We start from the raw sequence: 26439 nt of genomic DNA, 5'->3' as shown, positions 1-26439 counted from the left end.
TAACATCATAAGAGTTCTAAAGGAGATAGAATGGACCAAGTTTACGATGTTGAATTTCAAAATGTAACCAGGAAATTCGACCAATTCATAGCGGTAGATGATGTCTCCTTTGGGATTAAAAAAGGTGAGTTTTTTTCGATGTTAGGCCCTTCTGGGTCTGGTAAAACTACCTGCCTCCGAATGGTGGCGGGTTTTCAAGATACTAGTTCAGGAAGGGTTCTTTTGGAAGGAGTTGATGTCACGGGCATCCCTCCTTACAAAAGAAATGTCAATACAGTCTTCCAAGATTATGCTTTGTTCCCACATATGTCTGTTGCGGAAAATGTGGGGTATGGTTTAAAAATTAAAAAACTTCCAAGTGCCGAAATTTCAAAACGTGTTTCTGAAATGCTTGCGATGGTTCGCCTTCCCGATGTGGGAAATCGAAAACCATCCGAACTATCAGGTGGTCAGAGGCAGCGGATTGCACTCGCAAGGGCACTCATCAATCGTCCAGGTGTACTTTTGTTAGATGAGCCATTGGGAGCCCTTGATTTAAAACTTCGCGAAGAAATGCAATTAGAGCTTAAAGCCATTCAAAAAGAAGTAGGGATCACATTTATTTTTGTGACCCACGACCAAGAAGAGGCACTTTCGATGTCTGATCGAATTGCTATCTTTAACAAAGGTAAGGTCGAACAAATTGCAACTCCAGAAGAGTTGTACAATCGCCCCAAAACAGAGTTTGTTGCCAACTTTGTAGGAACTTCCAATATCTTATCTGTTGAGGAAACAAAACGGCTCACAGGCCATGATGGTAAGATGATGATCCGCCCGGAACGAGTCCATGTTTTTGCAAATGCAAAAGAGGACAACCATTCATCTGGGTATAGAACATTCAAAGCAATTTTAAAAAGCCAAGTGTACTCAGGTGCAACATCCAAAATGCATTTTGAAACTCCTAGTGGATCTCGGATCATTGCCTCCACTCAAAACTTAAAAATTTCTGCAGACCATATCGCAGTTGGTTCCGAAGTTTTAGTGGGTTGGAAAGATTCCGACATGCATTTGTTATAAGGGAATCATTATGACGAATGTTATGGATAGATTCATCACGTTTTTATTTTACAGGAAAAGTTTGGCACTTTTTTTATTATTATCACCTCTGCTTGTTTGGCTTGGTGTTGTTTACTTAGGATCTTTATTTACTCTTCTCATCCAAAGTTTTTTCTCTGTTGATTCCTTTTCGGGTGTCATCAAACGAGAATTCACATTTGAATCCTATTATGATTTATTCCGGCAGAGTACCAATTGGGATATTATCATTCGTACAACTACAATGGCATTTACAGTCACTGTTGTGAGTGCGATCATTGCGTTTCCAATTGCTTACTACATGGCAATGAATGCTGGACCCAAACTAAAACCAATTTTGTATTTGGGTGTTATGTTGCCTTTATGGTCCAGTTACCTCGTAAAAGTGTATTCTTGGAAACTCATTATGGCCAAAGAAGGAATCCTTACCTGGTGTTTGGACCAACTAGGATTATTACACTTGTTAGATGTTGTACTTTCCATCCCTGTCATTGGTGGCACTTCTTTATCTTTTTCCTACATCGGTATGTTTTTGGTATTCGTTTACATATGGTTACCTTACATGATTTTACCCATCCAGGCATCTTTAGAAAGAATTCCAAAAACACTTTTAGAAGCTTCCTCTGATTTGGGAGGAGGGCCGGCTCAAACCTTTCGCAAAGTCATTTTACCTTTAGCGTTTCCTGGTGTTGTTGCAGGTTCTATTTTTACATTTTCCTTAACACTCGGTGATTATATCATTCCTACAATTATCGGGAATTCGAGTTATTTTATCGGAATGGCTGTTTACACACACCAAGGAACTGCGGGGAACATCCCACTTGCTGCTGCATTTTCTGTGGTTCCCATTGTCATTATGATGGTGTATTTAACAATCGCTAAACGATTAGGAGCATTTGATGCGCTCTAAATGGAACTTAGGATCTATTGGATTAAAAACGGCAACACTCTTTGGTTTTTTATTCATCCATATACCCATACTCATCATCATCATGTATGCATTTTCTACGGATGAAAAAACGTTTCAATTCCCTCTACCGGGATTCACTACGAAATGGTTTGGAGTCGCATGGGAACGAAATGATATCTGGGAAGCGATCATACTCTCTTCCCAAGTTGCATTCATTTCTACATTCATTGCAATCCTACTAGGAACACTGGCAAGCCTTGCGGTGTACCGAAGCCAATTTTTTGGAAAAGAAATCATTTCCTTTCTTGTGATTTTACCCATTGCTCTCCCAGGGATTGTAACAGGTATTTCCCTTCGGTCTGCCATGTCTCTGTTTGGAATTCCATTTAGCACTTGGACCATTGTCATTGCACATGCTACCTTTTGTATCGTGACTGTTTATAATAATGTTCTGGCGAGGTTACGAAGGAGTTCTCATTCCATGGTGGAAGCATCAATGGATTTAGGTGCAAACCCATGGCAAACGTTTCGTTTTGTGATTCTACCAAATATTGCAACCGCATTACTAGCAGGAGGAATGTTATCCTTTGCTTTGTCATTTGATGAGGTAATTGTGACAACGTTTACAGCAGGCCAACAATCAACTGTTCCCATCTGGATGTTAACAGAGTTCATTCGCCCAAGGCAAAGGCCAGTAACCAATGTGGTAGCAGTTTTTGTGATTTTAGTCACAACCATTCCAATCCTTGTCGCCTATTATCTCACAAAAGAAGATGATGGTCGGAAAAAATAATTTCCTTCCTTGGCTCGTGGATGGCTATGCGATACGATTCTCAAGTTTTATAGGAGTCATACATACCAATATGATAAATATCAAAGGAAATTCACTTTCTTATCTCCAAGGATCATGCTAGGATTATCATATGGAAAAATTAATACAAAAACTGATCATCCCCATTGATGGTTCACCAAGTTCGACAAAGGCCTTAGAATTTGGATTGGCATTAGCCAAGGCAAGTAATGCAGTTTGTTATGTTGTAGAAGTGATCGAGGATTTTGGACCACTCCCTGGGTATTACGATGCAGCACCTCCCGGGAAGGATCGAGTCAAATGGATCTCGGAACAACGATTTGAAAAAATCCATCCGATATTAGATGAGACAACTGTAAAGTGGAATCGTGTGGTATTAGAAGGATATCCAGCAGAAGAAATTTGTAAACTAGCAGAAAAAGAAAAAGTCGATTTGATTGTGATTGGAAGTCGTGGTCATGGAATCTTAGGCAGATTCATCATGGGAAGTGTCTCTGATCGAGTTGTACATTATGCGCCATGTTCCGTAACTGTTGTTAGGTGAATTCGCCACAATTTTGACAAATCAATGTTAAATTACTTGCCTTGAAAGGTATCCCATTGGAATCTACGGACTAATCCTAAAGTAGATTCCTGGTTGATACAAATGAAGGTTTCCGAAAAAGAAGAACTCCCCACTGTTTTACCTCTCGATAAACGATACACTCGCACATATTTCCAAGAAGATAGTTTTGTTTCCAATATAAGAAGAGCTTTACCTCGGATGATTTTGGCAGACATTATGGAACATGATGTTTTACCAAAATTAAACGAAGAAGAAAAACAATTTCTTTTATTCTATTATATTAAAAGAACTGATGCGTCGGGAAGTTATTATCAATTAAAAACGATACCTTCAAGGATACGCAAAGAATCAGCAGATCGTATTTTAAATGAAGCGAATATTGACGCTTCAGGTCGGGAATTCTTAAGCCAATTTTATCATTTTGATACAGAAATCGAACAATATGTACTCAATGACCAAGTGACAGAAGCTGATGAGATTAAAATCTTACAACTTGTCAAACGCCGAGATTATTATGTAGGCAATGTAGAAAAATCGATGATCTCTGCAATTTTTGAAAGATTCCCTGAGATTCCAAAACGGGACACATTTTTTGCAAATTTGTATGTCCCTCCAACTCATAAATACTATTCTCCTCCTAATTTAAAACACATATCAGGTATGCAAATTGTGGAAGCGGCGAGGCAATTGGGAATTGCATGTAATCACATGTTTGGGAAAGTCCCTTTTGAAGATGTCACCTTCTTATTGTTATATTTAAATTCAGAATTTTTGCAATATGCAAAAATGAATATGCCCATTAAACTTAGAGTCAAAGCTAAAGAAGTTAAATATAGCAAATCTGGGTATTGGAATTACTCTAAACTCGCCATTACTGCCTACCAAGAGAACCAAGAAATTACAAAAATTGAAATGGCTGCGAGTATTTTGCCTCTAAAGGTATACAAACGCTTAAAAAGCACGCAGGAAGAAGTGTATGAAATTGATCCAAGGTTTCGGATTTTGGATCGTTTTAAGAACAACATTTCCATCCGAGAAAATGGAAGGAATATTGTCTCAACAATCGAAAATATATCAAATTCTGGATTTATGGTGCGCTGCTCAGGAATCCACCCCGGAACATTGTCCACTGAGCAACAATTAGAATTTTTTATGCATTTTGATATTGTTGGTTTCGTACACGGAACTTGTATTTTATTATGGGTAAAAGAAGACGATAATAATGAAGATATGTTTTTTGCTGGATTTCGTTTTGAAGAAATATCTGATCTAGACAGGGCAAATGTAAAGGAAGCAATCAATCGGTATGGAAGATTGATAGAAGATAGGGAAATCCAATGAAAAAGAAAAAAGTAGCCTTAGTCACTGGTGGAACTTCCGGATTAGGTAGAGCGATTGTTTTAGAATATGCAAACGCAGGTTATACGGTTGGATTTTGTGGTCGCAGAAAACAAGAAGGGGAAGACACTCTCGCTTTACTTGAAAAACAAGGTGGGGAAGGTATCTTTTTCAAATGTGATGTCACACAATCGGAAGCAGTTCGTAATTTTGTAGAAACCATCGTAGAAAAATATGGCCAAATAGATGTAGCAGTCAATAACGCTGGAATCTCAGGAGTCCTTAAAACGACTGCTGATTATCCATTAGATATTTTTGATTCTGTTATGGATGTAAATCTAAAAGGTACTTTTTTATCAATGCAATTTGAATTAAAGCAGTTTATCAAACAAACAAATGGTGGTGTGATCATCAATGTTTCTTCTGCATTAGGTTTACGTGGAAAAGAAAAAGCAGGACCTTATTCAATGTCAAAACATGGAATCATAGGACTGACTAAATCGGCAGCTTTAGAATATGGCGCACAAGGGATTCGAGTTATTGCACTTTGTCCTGGTGGAATTCAAACCGAAATGGACGATGTTTTTTATGCAAATGTACCGAATCCAGAAGAAGTTAAAAAAGAAAGAATGAAATCTTATGCCTTGGGTCGAATGGCAACTCCTGAAGAAGTAGCAAAAACTTGTGTATGGTTGTCTGGTGATGGAGCTGCCTTCATTACTGGTGCTGTTATCCCTGTGGATGGCGGGAAAACTGCTAGATAAGGATTTTATTTGTTTACGATAGGAAAATACAAAGTAATAAAAGAACTCCATTTGGGAAAAAGGAGTTCTGTCTACATTGGAGAAGATGAAAAAAAATCTCCAGTAGTTGTGAAATTATTAAACAGAGATTATCCTGATAATCACGAAATCACAAAGTTCAAAAATGAATTCGAAATTCTAAAATCAATTGATTCAAATTACACTTTAAAACCATTAAGTTTTGAATCTTACCAAAACACAGTTGCAATTGTTTTTCCTCATATAGAATACACAGATCTCGCTAAACTTCAATTAAGCGGAAAATATAGCAATCTCCAGACCTTTTTAAATATCTCAATTGAGATTTGTAGGGCACTTGCAGACATCCATAAAGCGAAAGTAGTCCATAATGATATCAAAGCTCAGAATATCATTTATCATTCTGAAACAGGTAAATTGAAGATAATTGATTTTGGTTCCGCAACTATGTTAACTCATAGAAGTTTTTATCTTCCGATGAACCAAAATTTAACAGGGACATTGGCACATATTTCTCCAGAACAAACTGGTAGAATGAATCGCACTGTTGACTATCGAACTGACTTTTATTCGTTAGGTGTGACTTTATACCAACTCATCACAGGAGAACTTCCATTTTTATACACTGATAGTTTGGAAATGGTTCACGCACATTTAGCAAGAATCCCATTACCTCCAAAGGAAAGGAGTAATGCTCCGAAAATTTTATCAGATTTGATTATGAAACTTTTGGAAAAAAATCCAGAAGATAGATACCAAACGGCAACAGGACTACTTTCTGATTTGCTTACCATTCAATCTGTATTAATTGAAAATGGAAAAGAAGATCTAGATTCCTTTCAAATGGAGTTGGCAAAAAACGATAAATCATCCCGTTTCCAAATTCCGAAAAAGTTATACGGTAGAGAATTACAACTTAAAACATTCGAAGAAAAATTTCTAAATGCAACGGAAGGTAAAATAGAAACCTTCTTAATTTCAGGACGTTCTGGTATAGGGAAGTCAGCTTTAATTAACGAAATTCAAAAACCAGTTACAATTGAACGGGCATACTTTACTTCGGGTAAATTTGATTTATATAAAAAATCAATCCCTTATCGTGCTATCAATCTTGCATTACAAGGATTAGTGAAGCAGTTGTTATCTGAAAATGAGACTTCTGTTAAAGAATGGAAAAAAATCCTTACACAAACATTGGGTGCAAATGCAAAACTGATCATCGATGTTGTGCCTGAACTTGCTCAATTATTGGGAGATGTAGAAACACCTCCAGAATTGGATACAGTAGAAACAGAAAATCGTTTTCATCTAGTTTTTAGAAAATTTTTGCGAACAGTGTGTACGAAAGAACATCCTGTGGTAATGTTTTTAGATGATTTGCAGTGGGCAGATTCTTCAAGTATTCTTTTGTTAAAAGAAGCGATTACCGATCCAGAAATTTCCTATTTTTTTATCATCCTATCTTACAGAGATAATGAAGTAATTCCAACGGATCCATTTTTTAGGATGTTGGAGGAACTTCGTGAAACAAAAACATCTATTACAGAAATTCGATTAGAACCATTAACAGAAAGTGATATTTCGTTACTTGTATCTGATACCTTGTCATTACCTGATTCAGAAATCAAAGGAATTTCGGAAATCATTTGGAAAAAAACAAAGGGAAATCCTTTCCATGTAAATGAGATGTTTAAGAATCTTTATGAAAGATCTTATATACAGTTTTCTGAAAATCGATGGGTTTGGGATAAGGAAAAAATCAATACAGTTAATATTTCCGAAAATGTAATTGATTTGATCATCGATAAAATTTACCTGCAACCCCCGGAATTAATCGAAGCATTAAAATTAACTGCATGCATAGGGAACTGGTTTCGTCACGATATTTATGCAACGATTGCAGAGAGGCCTTTTCACTTAGCATCTATGGATTTGGTAGCGTTGGCAAACGAAGAATTTTTGATTTTAGGATTAGATGATGCCAATTTTACTCATGATAAAATCCGTGAGGCAATTTATAAGATCATTTCTCCTGAAGAAAAATCGAAGTTACATTATAAAATTGGAAAAACATACCTATCGATCCTTTATAAATTCAAATTAGATGATCATATATTCACGATTGTAAACCAACTCAATTTAGGTGCTTCAGAAATTACGCAAGACCAGGAATTGGTCCAATTGCGTACCTTAAATGAAAGAGCAGGTTTTAAAGCACTCAATTCATCAGCATATGATGCAGCATTCAGTTTTTTTGAACGCATGGCTGGATTGATGTTAGATGAAGAGTGGAATACTCATTATGAAAACACACTCAAACTTCATTTAGCTTATGCAAGATCGGCTTATCTGTCCAAAAATTTTGAAAAAGCTGAGAAAAGTTTCAATCATATTTTGAAACATGCAAAAACTGATTTAGATAAGATTTTAGTTTATGAGTTACAAACCTCGATGCTTGTGACTCAAAATAAAATGAAAGAAGTTTTGGTTACTTTGAAACAAGCGCTAAGGTTACTGGGTGTTAGGTTGCCAAAAAATGCATCTGCTCTGTCACCATTAAAGGAAATTGTAAAATTTAAGTTTCGACTAGGGAGAAAACCAATTGAAGAATTGGAATTTTTACCGATTGCAACAGACCCAAAGTATTTGGCAATTATGCGGTTACTCAATGCTTGTATTGCGCCATCTTTTTTAGCTGATCCAAACTTATTTCCAGTGATCGTTCTCAAAATGGTCAATTATACTTTGTTATATGGCCTTTGTGAGCTGAGTGCCTTTGGTTTTTCCGCAATGGGTATGATCCAAGGATCTGGCCTTGGAGATTATGATTCCGGAGATAAGTTTGGTAAGTTGGGAATCAAGCTAATTGATGTTTTGGATGCCAAATCATTCAAATGTAGAACTTTATTCATGTATGCTTGTATGATTCTACCTTGGAAAAATCATGCAAAAGAAGGTAAAAATATTTTTTGGGATAGTTTCCTTGCAGGTATGGAAACTGGTGATTTACAATATGCATCCTATTCTTTAAATAACATCCATTTCCAGGGATTATTGTATCGAGAAAACTTGGATGATTTATACAAGAGCCAACTTCGTTATGATGCTTCACTTCTTAGTTTGAGACAACACCATGCTTACCAAGTTCACCGTTTGAATATGCAAATTGTTGGAAATATGAGAGGGGAAACTTCTGATCCTTTAAGTTTGGAAGGTCGCTATTTCTCTGAGTCAGAAAATGTTAAAGAATGGGAAGCATATGGGAATGCAAATGCTCTATTTGATTATTATTTATGTAAACTTAGGCTCGAATATTTTCTAGGAGATATACAAAAGGCTTATCAATTTTCACTCAAATTAGATGGTTTAGAGGGTGGAGTTTTTGCGATGATGTTTGTTCCTGAACATGTTTTTTTTGGAGCACTCGTCGTTTTCGAATTATTATCAAATCCAAAGTACGCAGAGTCAATCAATCGAAATGATTTATTAAAACGACTAAAAACATTTTCAAAACGATTGAATGTTTGGGCTAAAAATTCTCCAGATAACTTTGGTCATAAATATGAAATTATTTCTGCAATTGAATTATATTTAAGCAATAAAAAATCGGAAGCTGTCGTAGCTTGTAAAGCTGCGATTACTTCTGCAAGAGAATCTGCATATATCTTAGAAGAAGCAATTGCAAATGAGATACTAGTTCGAATGTGGCGAGAGACAGGTTTTGATCAGTATAGTAATTTACATTTAGTGGAAGCACATTATCGTTACGGCAAATACGGTTTTATCTCCAAGGTCAAACAATTAGAAGCAGATCATATTTCTTTAAAAAAATACATCGGTAGGAACTTTAGAACCGATTCAACAGATAATGTATCCTTATTTAGTACAACGAAGGATATATTTGGAGATGTTGGATCAAATTTAGATATCAATACCGTCATCAAAGCATCTCAAACGATTTCAAGTGAAATACAACTCAATCGTTTATTGGAAAAAATGATGAAGATTATCCTTGAGAATGCTGGGGCAGAACGTGGGTATTTTATATTGAATTTTGATACAAAATGGCAAGTAATTGCAGAGACCAATTTAGAGACAGAATCTGTTTCTGTTTATTCGGATTCTCCATTTGAATTGGATTTTTCTCAAGGGATTACTACAATTCATCAAAATAAAATTCCAACACAAATTATTGGTTATGTGGTCCGAACGGGAGTTGTTGTCATTTGTGGTGATGCAGCAAGAGAAGGCGAGTTTAAAAACGATCCATATGTGAAATCCTATTTACCAAAATCTTTATTATGTTATCCAATTTTGAGCCATGGCACTGTAGTCGGAATTGTATATTTGGAAAATAATTTAACCACGGATGCATTTACACCTGGAAGAGTTGAAATTCTAAAAATTCTTTCTTCTCAAATCGCTGTTTCGATTGAGAACTCTTTACTTTACACCAATTTGGAACAAAAAGTTGATGAAAGGACTAAAGAGTTAAACTCTGCATTAACGGAAGTCAAAGGTTTAAAAGAACAACAGGATGGTGATTATTTTCTTGCTTCCTTGTTGATTGAACCGTTAACACAAAATCATGCCGAATCATCAAATATGAATATCCAGTTTTTAACTGAACAAAAGAAAAAGTTTAGTTATAAACAATGGAATTCTGAAATTGGAGGGGATTTATGTGTTTCTTCTTCCATTCAATTGCAAAATAAAAAATACATTGTCGTTTTGAATGGTGATGCAATGGGCAAGTCTATGCAAGGAGCAAGTGGTGCCCTTGTCATTGGTTCGGTATTTGAAGCTATTATCAAACGTAATGGGCAATCTGAAGAATCGAAGGATATGACTCCGGAAAAGTGGGTAAGTAGCACTTATTCGGAATTGCACAACACCTTAGTTACTTTTGATGGTTCTATGTTGATCTCTATGTTTCTTTGTTTGATAGATGATGAAACAGGTTTTTTCTATTTTTTGAATGCGGAACATCCACGTCCTGTAATCTATCGAAATCATAAAACATTTTTCCTCCCACATAACTATGTATGTGCGAAACTTGGTCTACTCGCTTCTAAGAAAAATCTTCAAATTAATACCTTCCAAATGGAAAAGGGCGACATCCTACTTATAGGTTCAGATGGTCGAGATGATATTTTAATTGGCTCTGAACAAGAGATGGAAGTGAATGAAGATGATGAATTATTTTTAAAAACTTCAAAGGAAGGAATGGGCGATTTACAATTAATTCGAGATGCAATCAAAAAACAAGGGGAGTTAATCGACGACCTTTCTTTGATACGTGTTGAATACACTGGTGTCGGTTCGGAAATCAACATTCCTAAATCTCATCCAAAACACATTGTTTATTTACGGGCACTTACATTGTACAAACAAAAACTTTGGGTCGATGTTGAAAAAATGATTTCATCTCATTATCCAAATATCCACGAAGCTCCTCTCTCCTTTCAAAAAATTTATCTATACACTGAGCATAGGATGTCTGTTTTCCCATTACAATTTGCGGTAACTTACATCCAAAAAAATCCATCTGACAGTTTGACTTTGTTTTATATTGCTGAGGCCTTATTTGCCAATGGAGATTTTGGGGCTGCATTTGATTATTCGGAGCGAGTGAAGTTGAGACGGCCTTACCACAAAGAAAACAATCGATTATTTGCTCGACTCATAGAACTTCGGCATAAATAAATCTACTTATGTTATCAGTCGGGAACGACATTGTCGAAAACGAACGAATTCGAGAATTATTACAAAAACATGGGGATCGGTTTCTGAAACGAGTTTTCACCGATGATGAGGTCGAATACTGTCACAAACACAAAGACCCTGTGCCTTTTTTAGCAGGAAGATTTGCTTGTAAAGAGGCGGTCATCAAAGCACTCAACTTGGAACCTGGTGAGGTTGCCGATATGCGCGAGATTGAGCTGGCGGGAACCAATTTTGGGAAAAAAACGCTAGTCATCCATGGGAAAACTGAGAAGTTTTTCCGTGAGAAAGGATTTACGGGTAGTTCGGTGTCCATTAGCCATGCTGACCACTATTCAACCGCCGTTGTCGTATTCTATAAGGAGCTCAAATGATCGTTAGTGATAAAATGAAGTCAGTGCTTGTGCATTACAACCAAGGACTTACTTTGTACAAATCTCGTAAATTTGCAGAAGCAAAAGAAGAATTCAAAAAAGCATTAGCGATCCATCCTGGAGACGGTCCATCCAAACTTTATATTGAACGTTGTGATGATTACATCGCAGAACCTCCTCCTGAAGATTGGGATGGAGTTTATAACATGAAAACAAAATAGGAACTATGTCAAAAAAAGAAATGCAACCTACCATAACAGAACACGGAGTCATTGCCACCATCTTAGGAAAGGAAACTGCTTTTAGTGGAACCTTAGCTTTTAAAAAACCACTTCAAATCTCTGGAGATTTCACAGGTGAAATCATATCAGATGGTTATTTGGTAATCAGCGAAGGTGCTCGTGTTAAGGCAAATATCAAAGCGGGAACCGTTGTGGTTGGTGGTACCATCATTGGAAATGTGACTGCCACTCAAAGATTAGAGATGTTATCAACAGGAAAAGTCCAAGGGAACATTCGCACTGCAAAATTACAAATTGCAGATGGAGTTATTTTTGATGGTAACTGCGAAATGTTGAGTAACGACGAGACTTAGTTTGTGGCAATTCCATCCATATAGTGTACTTCTTTTCCTAGCATTTAGCTTCAATCTTGGATTGGGGCTATTTGTTTTAAAATCCTTTCGACTCGACTTAGTTAAATATTTATTAATCTTAGTATTTGGTTCCATGATTTGGACTGGATTCTATGGACTTGATTTTGTTTACATCAGTACAAACTTACATCGTACCTTTATAGGTATTTTGTATATGGGCGTTGCCATTGCCAATGTTGGTATGGTATTAGTCTCGATTGAGTTTACAAACAACCAACATTTACTTACAAAACGTTTCTGGGTACTTTTATTGCTTCAGCCATTATTTACGGTGGCAGTATGTGTACTCGATCCTATCTTTAAGACATTAACACTCGATACTTATCTCATCAATGTAGATGGGCGTACCCAGTGGATCCAAGAAACAAACTTAGGCGGTTTTATTGCCTCTTACTTGCTTTCTTTTTTTTGGTCTGTATTTGTCGCTATACTCCTAGTCAAAGGAATTGTTCAATCAAAGTCAACAGAACGAAACCGTTATCTTTTGATTCTGATTTCTTTTCTATTTATTTGGATCGCTGCAGCATTACATAAAATCGGAATTCGCCCGTTACCCGGGATGAATATAACGGCAGTTATGTGTACAATGCAGGCAATTATGATATTTTTTGCGATTGGATACTATCGAATGTTCGATTTAGTACCGCTAGTAAGAAGTGAAATTGTCGACGAACTTGATGAAGCAGTAGTGATTTTGGATTTTAATCATCGAGTCGTAGATTGGAATAGTTCAGCTGAAAACTTATTTTGTGTAAAAGATAAAAATGTAGCCTTACTCCCTCACCAAGCTTTTTTCCAAAATACTCCAGAACTCATTACAAAATTGGACAATTTGTCCATTAAAAAAACTATCACCAAGTGGATATGGGAAAAAGAATCTAAGTATTGGGAAATCACAGCAAAACAAATTCGAGATGTAAATCGGAAGAAAATTGGTATGGTTCTTGTTTTCAGAGATAATACTGAACAAAGAAATTTAGAAAAACAAATGGCAAACGTAAACCGTGAGCTTCTTGTTGCTAATGGAACCAAAGATCGATTTTTATCTATCATTTCACATGATCTACGTGGTCCTCTTGCTGGTATTAAAATGTTACTCAAAGTTTTAAATGAAGATATGAAGAAAAAAGAAGATGCGTTGGTAGGTATGACACAGTCTTTACTTGATGCTACTGAATCTGTTTTTTCTCTCTTAGAAAATCTATTAGAATGGTCTAAGTTACAACGTGGCCAAGAGGAATTTCGGCCTAATTTTTATCGATTGGATTCTATCGTTATGGAATGTCTTGATTTGTTTGCATTAAGTGCTAAAAATAAAGACATTCATTTTGAGACAAAAATTCCAAATCATGCGATGGTGTATTGTGATGATCGAATGATCATTACTGTAATGCGTAATTTATTATCCAATGCTTTGAAGTTTAGCCACCAAAATGGGAATATTGAAATTTCTGCAATTGATACAGGATACCACTGGATGGTTTCTGTCAAAGATTTCGGTGTTGGTATGTCTAAGACTACGATTGATAAATTGTTTAAACCTGGGGAAGTGATCAAATCAGTTGGTACCCAAGGTGAAACTGGGAATGGCATTGGGCTTCTTTTGTGTTCGGAATTTGTAACTGTTAATGGTGGTACATTAACAGCTGATAGTGATGGAATGTCAGGGTCTATTTTTCAATTTAGTCTCCCAAAAAAGGAAAACGAGGAAATTCTTGTATGAGTCAAATTATCTTAGTAACAGGTGCAACAGATGGAATTGGTAGAGTTTGTGCACATTCATTTGCAAAATCTCAAAATGAATTGATATTAGTTGGACGAAATCCAGAAAAATTATCTGCACTAGTATATAGTTTACAAGTTCACGGTGTAAAGGTTCATTCCTATGTTTGTGATTTATCCCTTGCAAAAGAAACATTTGCCTTAACAGAAACTATACGAAACAATCATCCTAAAATAGATGTTTTGCTCAATAATGCGGGAGCATATTTTGACAAACGAACTCTTACAAATGAAGGATTAGAATCCACATTTGCTTTAAACCACTTAAACTACTTTATCATGGCTCTTGGGTTATTGCCTTCGCTAAAGAATGCAAATCAAGCACGTATTATCAATGTTGCATCTCGTGCTCATGAAGGTGTATCCTTGGATTTTAATGATCTATTTGGTGAATCAAATTATTCTGGATGGAAACAATACCAAAGATCAAAATTGATGAATATTTATTTCACATATGAACTAGCCGAAAGACTAAACCAAACAAAAATTACGGTGAACTGTTTGCACCCTGGTTTTGTGAAAACTAAATTTGGACAAAATAATGAAGGGCTTGCAAAAGTACTGATTACCTTTGCACAGAATATTTTTGCCATTTCGGAAAACAAAGGTGCTGAAACTTCTATTTACCTTGCAACAGAACCAAGCTTAAGTACTGTTTCGGGCAAATACTTTGTAAAAAAGAAAACAAAGAATAGTTCTCCTGTTTCCTATGATAAAACAGTGAGAAGGAATTTATGGACTTATACTGAGGACCTGCTGAAACATAAATTTTCGTTTAGGTTTCCTGGAAATTAGTATGGGTTATTTTCATCAAAAAAATCCAACGATTATTCCTGTCCCTGGAAATAAAACAATAGAGGAACATTTCGGAATCCCTTCTACAAATTCCAAGGAAGTATCAATTGCACATATGATTGCACCTCCAGGTTGGGGTGAACCTTTTCAGACACCTAACTTTGATGAGTGGACACTGATGGTGAGGGGTAAAAAACAAATTGAAGTTGATGGGGAAGTTATAATTTTATCCGCTGGGGAATCAATCTTAATCCAAAAAGGATCTAGAGTTCGTTATTCAAATCCGTTTTTGGAAGATGCTGAGTATTGGTCGCTTTGTAAACCTGCCTTTACGATAGAAGCAGTTAATCGAGAAGAAGAATAAAACTCTAATTGTATGAGTACTGAAGATAAACCAAATGTTGATTTAAGTTTCCTAAAAAAGGAAATGAAAAAAGTAGAGTTTGGTCCTGATACTTTGGTAATCGAACAATATTCGTTAGGTGATTCCTTTTATTTTATCGAATCTGGTCGAGTAGAGGTATGGAAATACTTAGACGAAACGAAACAGGAAATTTTGGTAATCGGGGATTTAATTGCTGGTGATTATTTTGGAGAGATTTCTCTCATCGATTCTGCTCCAAGAACAGTGAACATTACGACAAAAGAAAAATCTACTCTTTACACATTGACTCGTGTTGATTTTCACAGACTTATCCAAACAAGTCCGGAAATGACTTTAACTCTTTTAAAGTTATTAACTGCCAGGATTCGTAATGCAGAACAAAGGGAAAACCAAGTCCTCATACAGAAAAATAAAGAGTTACGTTTGCAAAATGAAACATTGGAAATGATGGTTAAGGAAAGAACTGCAAAGCTCACCCAATCATTAAAAATCATCCAAGAAGATTTGGAAACTGCCAAAACTATACAGAGAAATATCTTACCACTTGGCTTAAAACACATTGCTCATTTAGATTTTGCCTCCAAGTTTGAGCCGATGGCTGAGGTAGGTGGTGATATATTTGATGTCATTCGATTAGAAAAATCCAAAATTCGATTGTTTTTGGCTGATGCAATTGGGCATGGAGTGCAAGCAGCACTCATCACTATGGCAATCAAAGCTGAGTATGATCATATCAAACACAGTGTTACCAATCCATCGGATGTGTTGTATGCATTGAACCAGATTTTCATCGATCGTTATGGAAAAAAATCGAATCAATTTACTGCTGTCATTGTTGATTTGAATTTGGAAGAAAATAAACTCGTTTATTCCTCAGCCGGTCATAATGAACCATATGTACTCAGCCAATCAGAGATATTGGCTTTAAGTGAATCTGGTTTGATGTTAGGTCTCGAAAAGGATGTAGAATATACAGATAATACGGTCCCATTTCGGCTTGGAGATCGATTGTTTATGATATCTGATGGTTATTTGGAACAAGAAAATGAAGATGGAAATTTTCTAGGGGAATCCAAATTGCTTTCCAGTTTTTTGTCTGCTAGGAGTTTGGGATTAAGTTTAGCTGACACTGTAAATTTGCTAATGGAACATTTTCATAACTTTAGGGGAAAAATCTCTATGATGGATGATGTTACCATTTTGGGAATCGGCACTTCGTATCATTTAGGAGTTTAAATTGGGATTAATCATTGCATATATTTTGTTTCTATTGAATTTACTTTGGATCATTCCTACGATGTATCCACTTTATATTTGGAAACTGTTAACGTCTGGTTCCGTAAGAAGATTAGGAGATCGTCTGCTCGTGAAAGTAGGAGAGGCTTGGATCGAAAATAATTACCGAATCTCTCGATTTTTATATGGTGTTCAATTTGAAGTAGTGGGTGAAAATTTTAAAAATCTAAAACCAAATGGAAGTTATATGATTATTTGTAACCACCAATCTTGGTCTGATATTTATATCATCCAATCAGTTTTAAATAGAAAAATACCCCTCATACGATTTTTCATCAAAGATTCTTTGAAATATGTTCCTGTACTCGGACATGCTTGGCTTGCATTAGATTTTCCTTTTGTAAAAAGAAGTAGTCGTGAACAACTGAAAAAAAATCCAGAACTTGCTACAAAGGATTTGGAGAATGTTAAAAAGGTTTGTGAAAAGTTCAATGGTATGCCTTTTTCGATTTTGAACTTTTTGGAGGGACACAGACGAACACCAGAGCGTGTGGCGAAGTTATTAAAGAAAAATCCTTACAAACATCTACTTCGCCCACATAGTGGAGGGATTTCCGTTGTTTCCACTTCCTTAAGAAATTCGCTTGATGCTTTTATTGATTTAACTATTGTTTATCCTACTGAAAACCCAAGTTTTTTGGATTTAATGTCTGGTAAAATTCGAAAATTAAAAGTTTTCATTGATGTGATTCCAAGAGAACAAGTTCCCATCGAGGAAAACGAACAATTTGCCCCGATGTCTAAAAAAATGAAACGATGGGTGGATGAACGTTGGACCGCAAAGGATGCTTTGATTGAAAAGGAGATGAGTTCTAAATGAGACTATTACAAATCAAACTTATATTTTTGTTAGGATTTATATCCTGTCGTACTTTTTCTCCTGTTGCTTATGAACCTCCCATCAAACCAGAACCAGTTGGGATTTATGAGCCAAATACAGAATTACAAAAAGCAATTTTACTTGCCATTGGTAAAGTGAAAGGACTTGAGTCACTTGATGTTGATTCCGACGGCAACATCTATGGTGGTGATAAAGATGGTCGCATCATCAAAATAACACTCAAAGGGGAAATCAAAACTATTGCGAAAACTTCAGGAAGACCTCTCGGAGTACAATTTGATAAGTCAGGTAACTTAATCATAGCTGATGCTTATAAAGGATTATTATCTATGGATAAGTCCGGCAAAATTACCACTTTAGTTTCTGAATACAAAGGTGAACCATTCAAGTTCACAGACGATTTGGATATTGCTCAAGATGGAAAAATCTATTTTACGGATGCATCAGTTTACGAACAAAAAGAATATCTATATGATTTATTAGAAGCAAGGCCTTATGGTCGTGTTTTCGTTTACGATCCAAAAACTAAGGAAACACAGTTATTACTCCAAGATTTGTATTTTGCAAATGGAATCACTTTGTCAAAAAATGAAGATTTCCTTTTGGTGAATGAAACATATCGATATCGTATCACTAAACTTTGGTTAAAGGGACCGAGAAAAGGCACTTCAGAAGTATTAATTGAAAATTTACCTGGTTTTCCAGATAACATCACTCGAAATGAAAACGGAGAATTCTGGGTTGCATTGTTTACGGTTAGAAATGACAGAATGGACAACATGCATCCGTCTCCCGTTGTGAAAAAAATGATTTATTTTTTACCTAAGTTTTTATGGCCCAAAGCCCAACCATACGGTTACGCAATGAAGATTGATGGGAATGGTAAAGTTTTAATGACTGTACAAGATCCTACAGGTGATCATTTAAAAGATGTAACCAGTGCCATTGAAAAGAAACGCCAATTGTATATTGGAAGTTTGTACAATGATCGAGTCGGTATTTATGTACTACCTTAGTGAAAAACTAAGGCGCACAAGTTGAATTGTATTCGATTGCACCAAGGGAGACCGCGCCGTCTCCTCCTGGCCTTGTTCCAACTCCATTATAACTATCAGCAATAATATTATTGGTAGACTTCGTAATGAAGCAGGATGTGGCAGTTGTTGGGCTATAATTCGCAACAACACCAAAATTGGCACCTAATTTTGGGTCCAAGTTCAAATTGTTCCCAAAATTAGAACTCAATCCTAATGGAGTGATACAACCCAAACTTCCAGGCACTCCTCCTGCACACAAATCTGTAAAAATCAGTAATGGGGTTTTGTAAACAAGGTTTGAACAATTATGGAATACATTGAATCGAATAGAAGTTTGTGGGCCCGCAAGGTCTACGATGCATGCATTATTTCCCACATTATCATTTAGCAAAAATATGTTGTTTTCAACTAACACGGATGAGTTTGAGTTAATTTGTAGTACAGCTTCATTCCCAGAAACTGAAGATGTTCCGCTGCTCACAGTATTATGGTAAATCTTAAGAGGACTAAAAACTCCCGTGATATCGATTCCTCTTGCATATACATTGCTCGAACCATTTTGGATCCAATTATTCGCTACTAAAAAGCCATTCGGGGATTGGAGGTAAATTCCAGAAACCATCGTTGCTCCTGTTCCATTGGCAGTTCCCAATCGAATATAATTTCCAGAAATAGAAGAAGTAGCTGTAATCGATGTTGCATTGATTCCAAACAAGGTTGCCTTTGCACTGCTAGTTGAATTTCCACCTACAATTGTATTTCGTTCAATGATCGCTGTGGCACCTCCTGAAGAAATTTCAATTCCGTTTGTTGCTGTCGCAAAACTAGGATTTGTTGATGATCCTAGGTAGATGTAATTATTACGAATTGTATGTCCTGAATTTAATAACATACCATTAGATTTAAAGGAAGCTGCCGTACCTGTAGTGATACTATTTCCCTGGAGAGTAGAGCCAATTTGAATTCCGGTAGGAGATTGGATTCGAATTCCAATCGAAGTATTTGCTGTACCAGCAACCAATTGATTCCCAGCGAAAACTCCCGTGGACGAATTACTTAACGATGAAATGTCAAAAGCGATGGATAAAGTCGTAACTCCAGGAATGGTATTTTCCAATGGTAAAGATGTAATCTGGTTGAGTCGGATATTGGTGACATCTAAACCTACACTTCCATTATAAGAGAGAGCACGAGAAGTAACTTGTGTGCCTGCACCTTTTCCACTATCAATTGTATTCCCAACAATAAATGGAGTGATTAAGGCAGCAGATGACATATAAACACCTGAAGAGTTACAGTTATTTGCTGTACAAATCCCACCTTCAATTTGATTACGAATTAAAATAGGTGTACTATTGATCGCATAGACACCAACAACTGTATTGGTGCCAATGCCTCCATTAATGGTGTTATCGATGATCCGTACGCTGTTTGTCGAATCCAGGTACACTCCTGTCATAAAAGGAGCATTGTCTCCCGATAATATTTTAAAGCCAGATATGGTCACTGTCCCTGTCACCGAAGAATCTGCAGCGATCGAAGCGCAAGGATTAAGACTAGTTGCACTAGCACAAATAGCAGGAACCAAATCCATCAGGATCGTTGAATCTTTGTCAGTTGGTCTCCATTGCGTAAATCCCGGTTCATAACTTCCAAAGAGAGAAATACCTGAGACTAATTGGATTCTTGCACCAACAGCTGAAGGGTCATAGGAACCTTGTGTGACAAGTACGGCGCAATCATTTGTAGGACACCCTCCAAAACTATCAATGGCTGGTTGTATATTCCTTTTGGGTGTTGCTATTGTTAATCCATCGTTTAAATCGTTTCCAGTAGCATCAGAAACATAACGTAATGTGGATGGAACTAAGTAAGTTAGGGTTACACTTGTTGAGAGTGGATGGGAACCTATATTTGATAGGCAACTTAAGGTCAATGACCGATTGCCTGTCACCCAACTATCTGTTGGTGCTGGAGACACTACGAGGGTATCATTTGTAAAATTGGTGGTTGCCAATGCAAAATTGATGGGAAGAGCCAGGTTGGTGTTTAAGGTTCCAGAAGAGCCTGCACAACTTCCCGTATTCACCTCAGCAGAAAAAACCAATCGTAAAGATTCAGTTGTCTGTAAGATACCACCATTCCTAGGGGTATAATCTAATACGCTAAAACAATTTGCTTGGATGGAAACGGTACCTGCAACGGTACCTGATGTTGAAGATAGGACACATTGGTGGTTTGTCGGAAGAGATACAATTTGTACATTGTATGTACTAGTTAGAGGTAAATCGGTTGCAAATCGATTTAATCCATTGGTTGTAATGGAAATGGTCTCACTACCATTATTACTTAGAATCAATGTTCCAGAACCAATGCCAAAGGAAGTGATTTCGATTGGGTAAGCTGTAGATGTGCAACTGATGGCAATATTTGTGATATTTGCAGAAGCGATGGTACCTGAAGGATTGGTAACAACACAATTTTGTACTGGATGGATTGGTTGCGTTGTGACTGAAACATTATAAGTACTTCCACTAACGTATGTTTGAGTAAAGGCAAATGTACCAGAAGCAACTGCAACAGACAATGTGGATCCATCAAATGAATTCGTGAGAATTAAACCTGTGGCTCCATCAAGACCAGAGATAGTTCCCCCTATACTGTAACGGAGCGGATCACAATTGACAATGATAGAATTGATATTCCCAAAACCAACAACACCCGATCCACCATTTACCGTACAAGTTTGATTTGGTAATATTGGCTGGTTTGAGATAGTGACATTAAAATTTTCTCCAGTGAGTAATTTCGGTTCAAACTGGTAATCACCATCCGCACCGACAGTGATCGTTGCTTGTCCTGAATTGAGAGAAAGTGTAAGACCTGAACCTAGAAGTCCCGATACTTTGACAGAGATGGTGAAGGGTCCAGTATTTAGAATGCTTTTGAGTTGCAAATAGTCAGAGACTGATTGCATGATATTCTTGGAAATTGTGGGGATACAAGCTTGGAAAAGGAAAAATACAATGAAAACAGATTTCCTCATGAATTTGCTGATCATAGAACGAACACTCTATATATCATAACAATTGAGGGCGTTATCGATTGTCATTTTATTTCCGTCTAAATTGAGAAAATTAGATTATTTATATGGATTTTAGCTTTTCTTATTACATTGGACTTGCGGGTATCATGGTTTTTGCGATATCAGGAGCGGTTGCGGCCTTGGAACATAAAGAACACCATCATGATGTTTTTAGTGTTTTTTTTACTGGTTTTATCACTGCAATTGGAGGTGGGACATTACGTGATATCACACTTGGAAACTATCCCGTTTCTTGGGTAAAAGATGAAAACATTTTGTGGGCAATTTTTTTAGGTTTTTTACTCGTTATCTTTTTTCCAAAACGATTGACCAAACTCCGAAGTGAACTCTTTTTATTTGATACTTTAGGAATTGGAATTTATACTGTGCTTGGAACAAGAATCGCTCTCGACCATGGTGTGAATTTTTTTGCCTCCGCTTTACTCGGAATGATATCAGCAATTTTTGGTGGAGTGATTCGAGACACACTCATGAACGAGGTACCATTCATATTCCGAAAAGAAATATATGCTACTGCTTGTTTGGCGGGAGCCATCTTATATCTTATCTTACATTCCTTACAATTTGATGGTAATCTTAACTTAATCCTTTCTGCAAGTGTAGTAGTGATCATCCGAATCACTGCGGTGAAATATAATTTAGGTTTACCGAAGATTAAAATTTTCTGAAGCCATGCCTAAAAATGTAGCAATTTTAGTGAAGGAACGAATCCTTTTTTCAGTACTTGCCGCAAAAAAGCGAACCCCATCTTTTTCCTGTTAAACGCTTGCTTTTCTAAAATCATTGCGTTCGATGGAGAGGGAACGTATACAGTTCTGAGAGGATTAGGGGATTCCCCACATCCCTGTTTCAAGAGGTTTTATGGCTAGTCCAAAAGCTGTTTCATTAGAATTTAAACGTGAATTGGGCCTTCATACCAATATTGAAGATATCAATCATCCAATTGTAGAGAACACTCCGTTCCATTTTAAGTTTTTTCAAATCACAGATGAAGTAGAAAATACATTATACCAAACTCTTGATCGATTTTTATTACAATTGGACCTAATTATTGTTAGAGATTCTGTTCTCGCAGCAATGAAAGAAACTGTTACGAACGCAATCAAAGCCAATGCCAAACGTGTATTTTTTAAAAATAATTCAACAGACATTACCGACGAAAAAGAGTACGAATCTATTATTAATGAATTCAAATCTACTTATATTCAAAACAGAGACGAAATAGAAGAATCCCTTCAAAAGAATAACTACGGTGTATTCGTATCCTTCATTCATAATAGAAGTTTAATGCGAATTCGAATTATGAATAATGTCCAGTTGACACCTATCGAAGCTGAGAGAATCAAAGAAAGAATATCTAAGGCTAAAACATACAATGATTTAGCGGATGCTTTTATGGATATGTCAAATGATCAGGAAGGTGCAGGCCTTGGTCTTATCATGACTCTTATGATGTTAAAAAATGATGGTCTTGGTGAATCAGCTTTTAAGTTTGAATCTGGCGAAAACAAGACAGTATTTATGATTGATATTCCTGCAAAAGTTTCTAAGGAAAATCAACAGTTAGAAAAAATAGATCATATAGTTTCTCAAATCGACAATCTCCCTACGTTCCCAAAATCGATCAAAGATATTCAAGACGCAATTGATAAACCAAATTCTAGTATTGGAACAATTGCTGAAATGATCAAACGTGATATCGCTTTATCAGCAAATATCTTAAAACTCTCCAATTCAGCTGCATTTAGAAGAGGAGGCAGGGTAGAAAGTTTAGATCGTGCCATTCAGTTAATTGGTTTAAAAGAATTGCAGACACTTTTGTATAGTTTGGCAACCAAGCAAATGTTAGAAGATAAGTTTCCGGCGTTTACAGCAATTTGGGAAAAATCAAATGAATCGGCATTTTATTGTAAGTCAATTGGCCAAAGGATGGAGTTAAACAAGTCAGACCTTAGTAATTTAATTGCGGCATCACTCCTACATGACATTGGTGAAATATTGTTATTATCATTTGACAAACACCACATGAACAAAATCAAAACGTTTTCAACTACGCGTGAAATTGCCTCAACAATTAGTATGGAAGAGTCGGCGATAGGGATCACTCACTCTAAATTAGGAGCAATGGTAGGTGAAAAATGGGGTTTCCCTATTCTTTATACAAAAGCCATGGAATTCCACCACCGACCACTTCTCGTAGATGATGTGTATATTGATATTATTTATCCAATTTACCTAAGTGATATGATGATTGCCATCAATGCAAAGGAAGCTAAGTCCTCTGAAATTCCTGCGGAGATTCTCAAGGTATGTAAGTTCCAATCAAAAGCAGAGTTTGATTCTTTTCGTACGAAAATTAAAGAACAATACTCAGCTGACTAAGTAGTAAAATTCTATAACTTAAACCACTTTCATTTTAAAAGAATTGTTCCTTACCGATTCCTATGGTAATGGATTGACTTTCGTGGTTTTTTGATAGGATTGGTATCTTTTTTCAAATTCATTATACCTCGGAATGGATACTGCCAAAACATACGATTGATTGGGATTGTTTTGAATAAAATCTTGGTGATAACCTTCAGCTCGATAGAAATGTTTTAACTTTTGAAATTCGGTAACAAAAATTCCTTTCCAAATGTTCTTTGCTTGGATTTCTTTTTGGATTTCCTTTGCTGTTTTGAATTCTTCATCATTGGAATAAAAGAGTATAGAACGGTATGAAGATCCAACATCAGGACCTTGTCTGTCTTTCGTTGTTGGATCATGTGAAAGAAAAAATACCCTACATAATTCCGCATAACTCACTTTAGTGGAATCATAAACGACAAGTACGGATTCAGCATGACCTGTTGTTTCTGTATTCACCGATTCGTATGTTGGGTTATCAGTGTGTCCACCTGCATAACCAGAAGTTACGTTGATGACTCCAGGAATGGATTCAAAAATATGTTCGGAACACCAGAAACAACCTTCCGCAAATACTGCAATTTTTTGGCCTGGTTTGGGCACCAGTGGCACTGACTCTACCTTCGAAGTTTCAGTGACTGGACCACAAAACAAATAAAATACAACGATAGCTAATATTGGAAAATAAGAGAGAGAATTTATGGATCGATTGGGAACTAGGAATGCCATATTCGTTAGATGGTTCCCAACGGAATTTGGTCGGAAAATCTTTTCAAATGAGGATTACTTGAGTCCTAGGGCGGTGTGACATCCTTTTCAGAAGGGAAATTGTCTTCGGAATTCGGATTTACCATGCCACTGCGGTAAATGAAAATTCGATTGTTCCCAGAAAACTGTGCCAAGGGTCTGTGAAATTTTTGTTTCAGATAATAACCTAAAAGTATAAGGCTTAAACAGAGGAAAAGAATCTTTTGGTCTTTGTCTATGGAATGGAGAAAATAAAAGGAACCAGCCAAAACGAATGATTGGCTTAGAAGCCAAATCGATGTTCGGTTTTTTAAAAAAGAAATCCAACCAATTTCTGCTACTTGGTTTCGTATACCCTGAACGAGGATTCCCAAAATCGGTATTCGAAGTAACACTCCCAAAAAGCCAATCACCACAATCAGAATTACGATGAGCCAAAGAGAAGTGAAAACCAAATTCCACCAAAAAAGAAACGTGATGGGCGGGATGAAAACTTCTGGAAAACTAATTCCATAAAAAAGAAATCGAATTAAAAACCAAAAAAGTGCAAAATAAAATCCGAACACCATTGAATGAAAAATAGATTCAAATGTTACTGCAACGATATTTTTCTCAATTTTATTTCGGGAAAAATACCATTTTAAGCCCAACGATCACAGTGAAGATTCCAAAAAAGCGAGAAAGGACATTTGTATCGATTTTTGAAGCCGCCCCAGCACCAAAGATACTTCCTAAAATGAATCCAACACTAATGAGAGCCGCTGCAAATAAATTTGTTTCTCCTCTCGTATAATAAATGTAAGCTGCTACGATTCCAATAGGTGGTACCATCGCAGCTAATGTTGTACCTTGTGCTAATTTTTGATTGAAGTCAAAAAAATAGACAAGTGCCGGAACGAGTAAAATACCACCGCCAATGCCAACGAGTCCTCCGAGGACTCCCGCACCAATTCCTAATAGTAAAAATAAGATTCCGACACTCATACTACTTTCCCACATGCACGATTTGCAGGCACTGCTTCGTGTATTTTTTTTGGTTCTGGCAAATTCAAATTGTCCATAATTGATTTAAATTCCTCTAATGATTTTTTTGCGATTCTCGGATTCCAATTTTTTTCCTCACCAATCGTTGTGGAAACAAAGCCTTTATAGTCATGTCCAGGAAATACAACGGTATCATTTGGTAGTTTGAATAATTTATTGGTAATCGAATTGTATAATTCTTCTGTGTTTCCGCCTTGGAAATCTGTTCGGCCACACCCTCTAACAAAGAGAGCATCTCCTGTAAAAACATATTTTCCATTGAGGAGTAAAGAGATCGAACAAGGGGTGTGACCTGGTGTGTGGATTATTTCTAGGTTGAGTTTCCCAATTTGTAACACATCTTTGTCTTTTAAAAAATGAGTCGCACATTCAGCACCAGATAAGTGGGGAGCATATGCTTCACAACCAGTTTTTTCCCGTAACTCACCTGCGGCCGTTATATGGTCTGCATGCATATGTGTATCGATGGTCGCAACCAATTGGTATCCCATCGATACTATATAATCTAAATCCCTGTCTAATTTCTCTAGTACTGGGTCGATGAGGACTGCTTGTTTCGTAGACTCGTCGAGTAATAAATAAGTCCAAGTCCCTGATTCTATATCATAAAGTGGTTTGATTTCGATCTCATTGTTCATGTCAGTAATCACCATCGTTCGATTATCCTCACTCCGATCATTCATTCAACTCCATTTTCCTTTCGGAGTTGGCCTTTGGGGGATAATACCATACCCCCTATGGTATATACTTTTTCTTGACTCAATCCG

Annotated in this window: 23 protein-coding genes; 18 read left to right on the top strand and 5 right to left on the bottom strand. The window is 36.5% G+C overall.

Annotated features, from left to right (window positions below; translation table 11 throughout):
• The first annotated feature begins 30 nt into the window (after positions 1-30).
• From ND812_RS15795 to ND812_RS15720, 16 genes are all read left to right on the top strand, one after another.
• On the top strand, positions 31-1056 hold the full coding sequence (locus tag ND812_RS15795) for an ABC transporter ATP-binding protein (protein ID WP_265376329.1): 1026 nt from the start codon (positions 31-33) through the stop codon (positions 1054-1056).
• A 10-nt stretch (positions 1057-1066) separates the two neighbouring features.
• Complete coding sequence (locus ND812_RS15790; protein ID WP_108959380.1) at positions 1067-1984, top strand: ABC transporter permease; 918 nt, start codon at positions 1067-1069, stop codon at positions 1982-1984.
• Positions 1974-2777 carry an ABC transporter permease gene (locus ND812_RS15785; protein ID WP_265376327.1) on the top strand — a complete coding sequence of 268 codons (804 nt, stop codon included), beginning with the start codon at positions 1974-1976 and terminating at the stop codon, positions 2775-2777. The genes ND812_RS15790 and ND812_RS15785 overlap by 11 nt, the downstream gene beginning before the upstream one ends.
• Positions 2778-2907: 130 nt before the next feature.
• Positions 2908-3339, top strand: coding sequence for a universal stress protein (locus tag ND812_RS15780; protein WP_265376326.1), 432 nt, complete (start codon positions 2908-2910; stop codon positions 3337-3339).
• Positions 3340-3441: 102 nt separating this feature from the next.
• A complete protein-coding gene (locus ND812_RS15775; RefSeq protein WP_265376325.1) occupies positions 3442-4701 on the top strand; it encodes an AfsA-related hotdog domain-containing protein in 1260 nt (419 codons plus the stop codon).
• Entirely contained in the window at positions 4698-5462 is a 765-nt protein-coding gene (locus ND812_RS15770) for an SDR family NAD(P)-dependent oxidoreductase (RefSeq protein ID WP_265376324.1), read from the top strand. The genes ND812_RS15775 and ND812_RS15770 overlap by 4 nt, the downstream gene beginning before the upstream one ends.
• A gap of 9 nt (positions 5463-5471) precedes the next feature.
• Entirely contained in the window at positions 5472-11186 is a 5715-nt protein-coding gene (locus tag ND812_RS15765; RefSeq protein WP_265376323.1) for a protein kinase domain-containing protein, read from the top strand.
• A gap of 8 nt (positions 11187-11194) precedes the next feature.
• Positions 11195-11578, top strand: a complete 384-nt coding sequence (gene acpS, locus ND812_RS15760) for a holo-ACP synthase (RefSeq protein WP_100717660.1) — start codon at positions 11195-11197, stop codon at positions 11576-11578.
• Positions 11578-11799: a tetratricopeptide repeat protein gene (locus tag ND812_RS15755; protein ID WP_265376472.1), complete on the top strand. Its 222-nt coding sequence runs from the start codon at positions 11578-11580 to the stop codon at positions 11797-11799. The genes acpS and ND812_RS15755 overlap by 1 nt, the downstream gene beginning before the upstream one ends.
• 5 nt (positions 11800-11804) lie before the next feature.
• On the top strand, positions 11805-12173 hold the full coding sequence (locus ND812_RS15750; protein ID WP_100717662.1) for a bactofilin family protein: 369 nt from the start codon (positions 11805-11807) through the stop codon (positions 12171-12173).
• A 1-nt stretch (position 12174) separates the two neighbouring features.
• Entirely contained in the window at positions 12175-13956 is a 1782-nt protein-coding gene (locus ND812_RS15745; protein ID WP_265376322.1) for a sensor histidine kinase, read from the top strand.
• A complete protein-coding gene (locus ND812_RS15740; protein ID WP_265376321.1) occupies positions 13953-14810 on the top strand; it encodes an SDR family NAD(P)-dependent oxidoreductase in 858 nt (285 codons plus the stop codon). The genes ND812_RS15745 and ND812_RS15740 overlap by 4 nt, the downstream gene beginning before the upstream one ends.
• Position 14811: 1 nt before the next feature.
• Entirely contained in the window at positions 14812-15174 is a 363-nt protein-coding gene (locus tag ND812_RS15735) for a cupin domain-containing protein (RefSeq protein ID WP_265376320.1), read from the top strand.
• Positions 15175-15186: 12 nt separating this feature from the next.
• Positions 15187-16431, top strand: a complete 1245-nt coding sequence (locus ND812_RS15730) for a PP2C family protein-serine/threonine phosphatase (RefSeq protein ID WP_265376319.1) — start codon at positions 15187-15189, stop codon at positions 16429-16431.
• Position 16432: 1 nt separating this feature from the next.
• Complete coding sequence (locus tag ND812_RS15725) at positions 16433-17311, top strand: acyltransferase (RefSeq protein ID WP_265376318.1); 879 nt, start codon at positions 16433-16435, stop codon at positions 17309-17311.
• Complete coding sequence (locus ND812_RS15720) at positions 17308-18348, top strand: SMP-30/gluconolactonase/LRE family protein (protein ID WP_265376317.1); 1041 nt, start codon at positions 17308-17310, stop codon at positions 18346-18348. Before ND812_RS15725 ends, ND812_RS15720 begins: the two co-directional genes overlap by 4 nt.
• A 7-nt stretch (positions 18349-18355) precedes the next feature.
• Here the strand turns inward: ND812_RS15720 and ND812_RS15715 are convergent, their stop codons facing one another.
• Entirely contained in the window at positions 18356-21415 is a 3060-nt protein-coding gene (locus ND812_RS15715) for a hypothetical protein (RefSeq protein WP_265376316.1), read from the bottom strand.
• 104 nt (positions 21416-21519) lie between these two features.
• Between ND812_RS15715 and ND812_RS15710 the strand changes: the two genes are divergently transcribed.
• Positions 21520-22143, top strand: a complete 624-nt coding sequence (locus ND812_RS15710; protein WP_265376315.1) for a trimeric intracellular cation channel family protein — start codon at positions 21520-21522, stop codon at positions 22141-22143.
• Positions 22144-22336: 193 nt separating this feature from the next.
• Positions 22337-23857 carry an HDOD domain-containing protein gene (locus ND812_RS15705; RefSeq protein ID WP_265376314.1) on the top strand — a complete coding sequence of 507 codons (1521 nt, stop codon included), beginning with the start codon at positions 22337-22339 and terminating at the stop codon, positions 23855-23857.
• A gap of 60 nt (positions 23858-23917) precedes the next feature.
• Here ND812_RS15705 and msrA read toward each other — a convergent pair whose 3' ends face one another.
• The 4 genes from msrA to ND812_RS15685 all read right to left on the bottom strand — a co-directional run bounded on the left by msrA (position 23918) and on the right by ND812_RS15685 (position 26355).
• Positions 23918-24610 (bottom strand): peptide-methionine (S)-S-oxide reductase MsrA, encoded by a 693-nt coding sequence (gene msrA / locus ND812_RS15700; RefSeq protein WP_265376313.1) that lies wholly within the window; start codon positions 24608-24610, stop codon positions 23918-23920.
• Positions 24611-24675: 65 nt separating this feature from the next.
• A complete protein-coding gene (locus ND812_RS15695; protein ID WP_322113704.1) occupies positions 24676-25278 on the bottom strand; it encodes a hypothetical protein in 603 nt (200 codons plus the stop codon).
• Positions 25247-25612, bottom strand: coding sequence for a TSUP family transporter (locus ND812_RS15690; RefSeq protein ID WP_265376312.1), 366 nt, complete (start codon positions 25610-25612; stop codon positions 25247-25249). The genes ND812_RS15695 and ND812_RS15690 overlap by 32 nt, the downstream gene beginning before the upstream one ends.
• A complete protein-coding gene (locus ND812_RS15685) occupies positions 25609-26355 on the bottom strand; it encodes an MBL fold metallo-hydrolase (protein WP_265376311.1) in 747 nt (248 codons plus the stop codon). The genes ND812_RS15690 and ND812_RS15685 overlap by 4 nt, the downstream gene beginning before the upstream one ends.
• Positions 26356-26439 lie beyond the last annotated feature (84 nt).

It is taken from the genome of Leptospira limi (assembly GCF_026151395.1).
GTDB classification, from domain to species: domain Bacteria; phylum Spirochaetota; class Leptospiria; order Leptospirales; family Leptospiraceae; genus Leptospira_A; species Leptospira_A limi.
The sequence above is the reverse complement of the archived record's forward strand: the minus strand, read 5'-3'. Positions and strand labels throughout refer to the sequence as shown.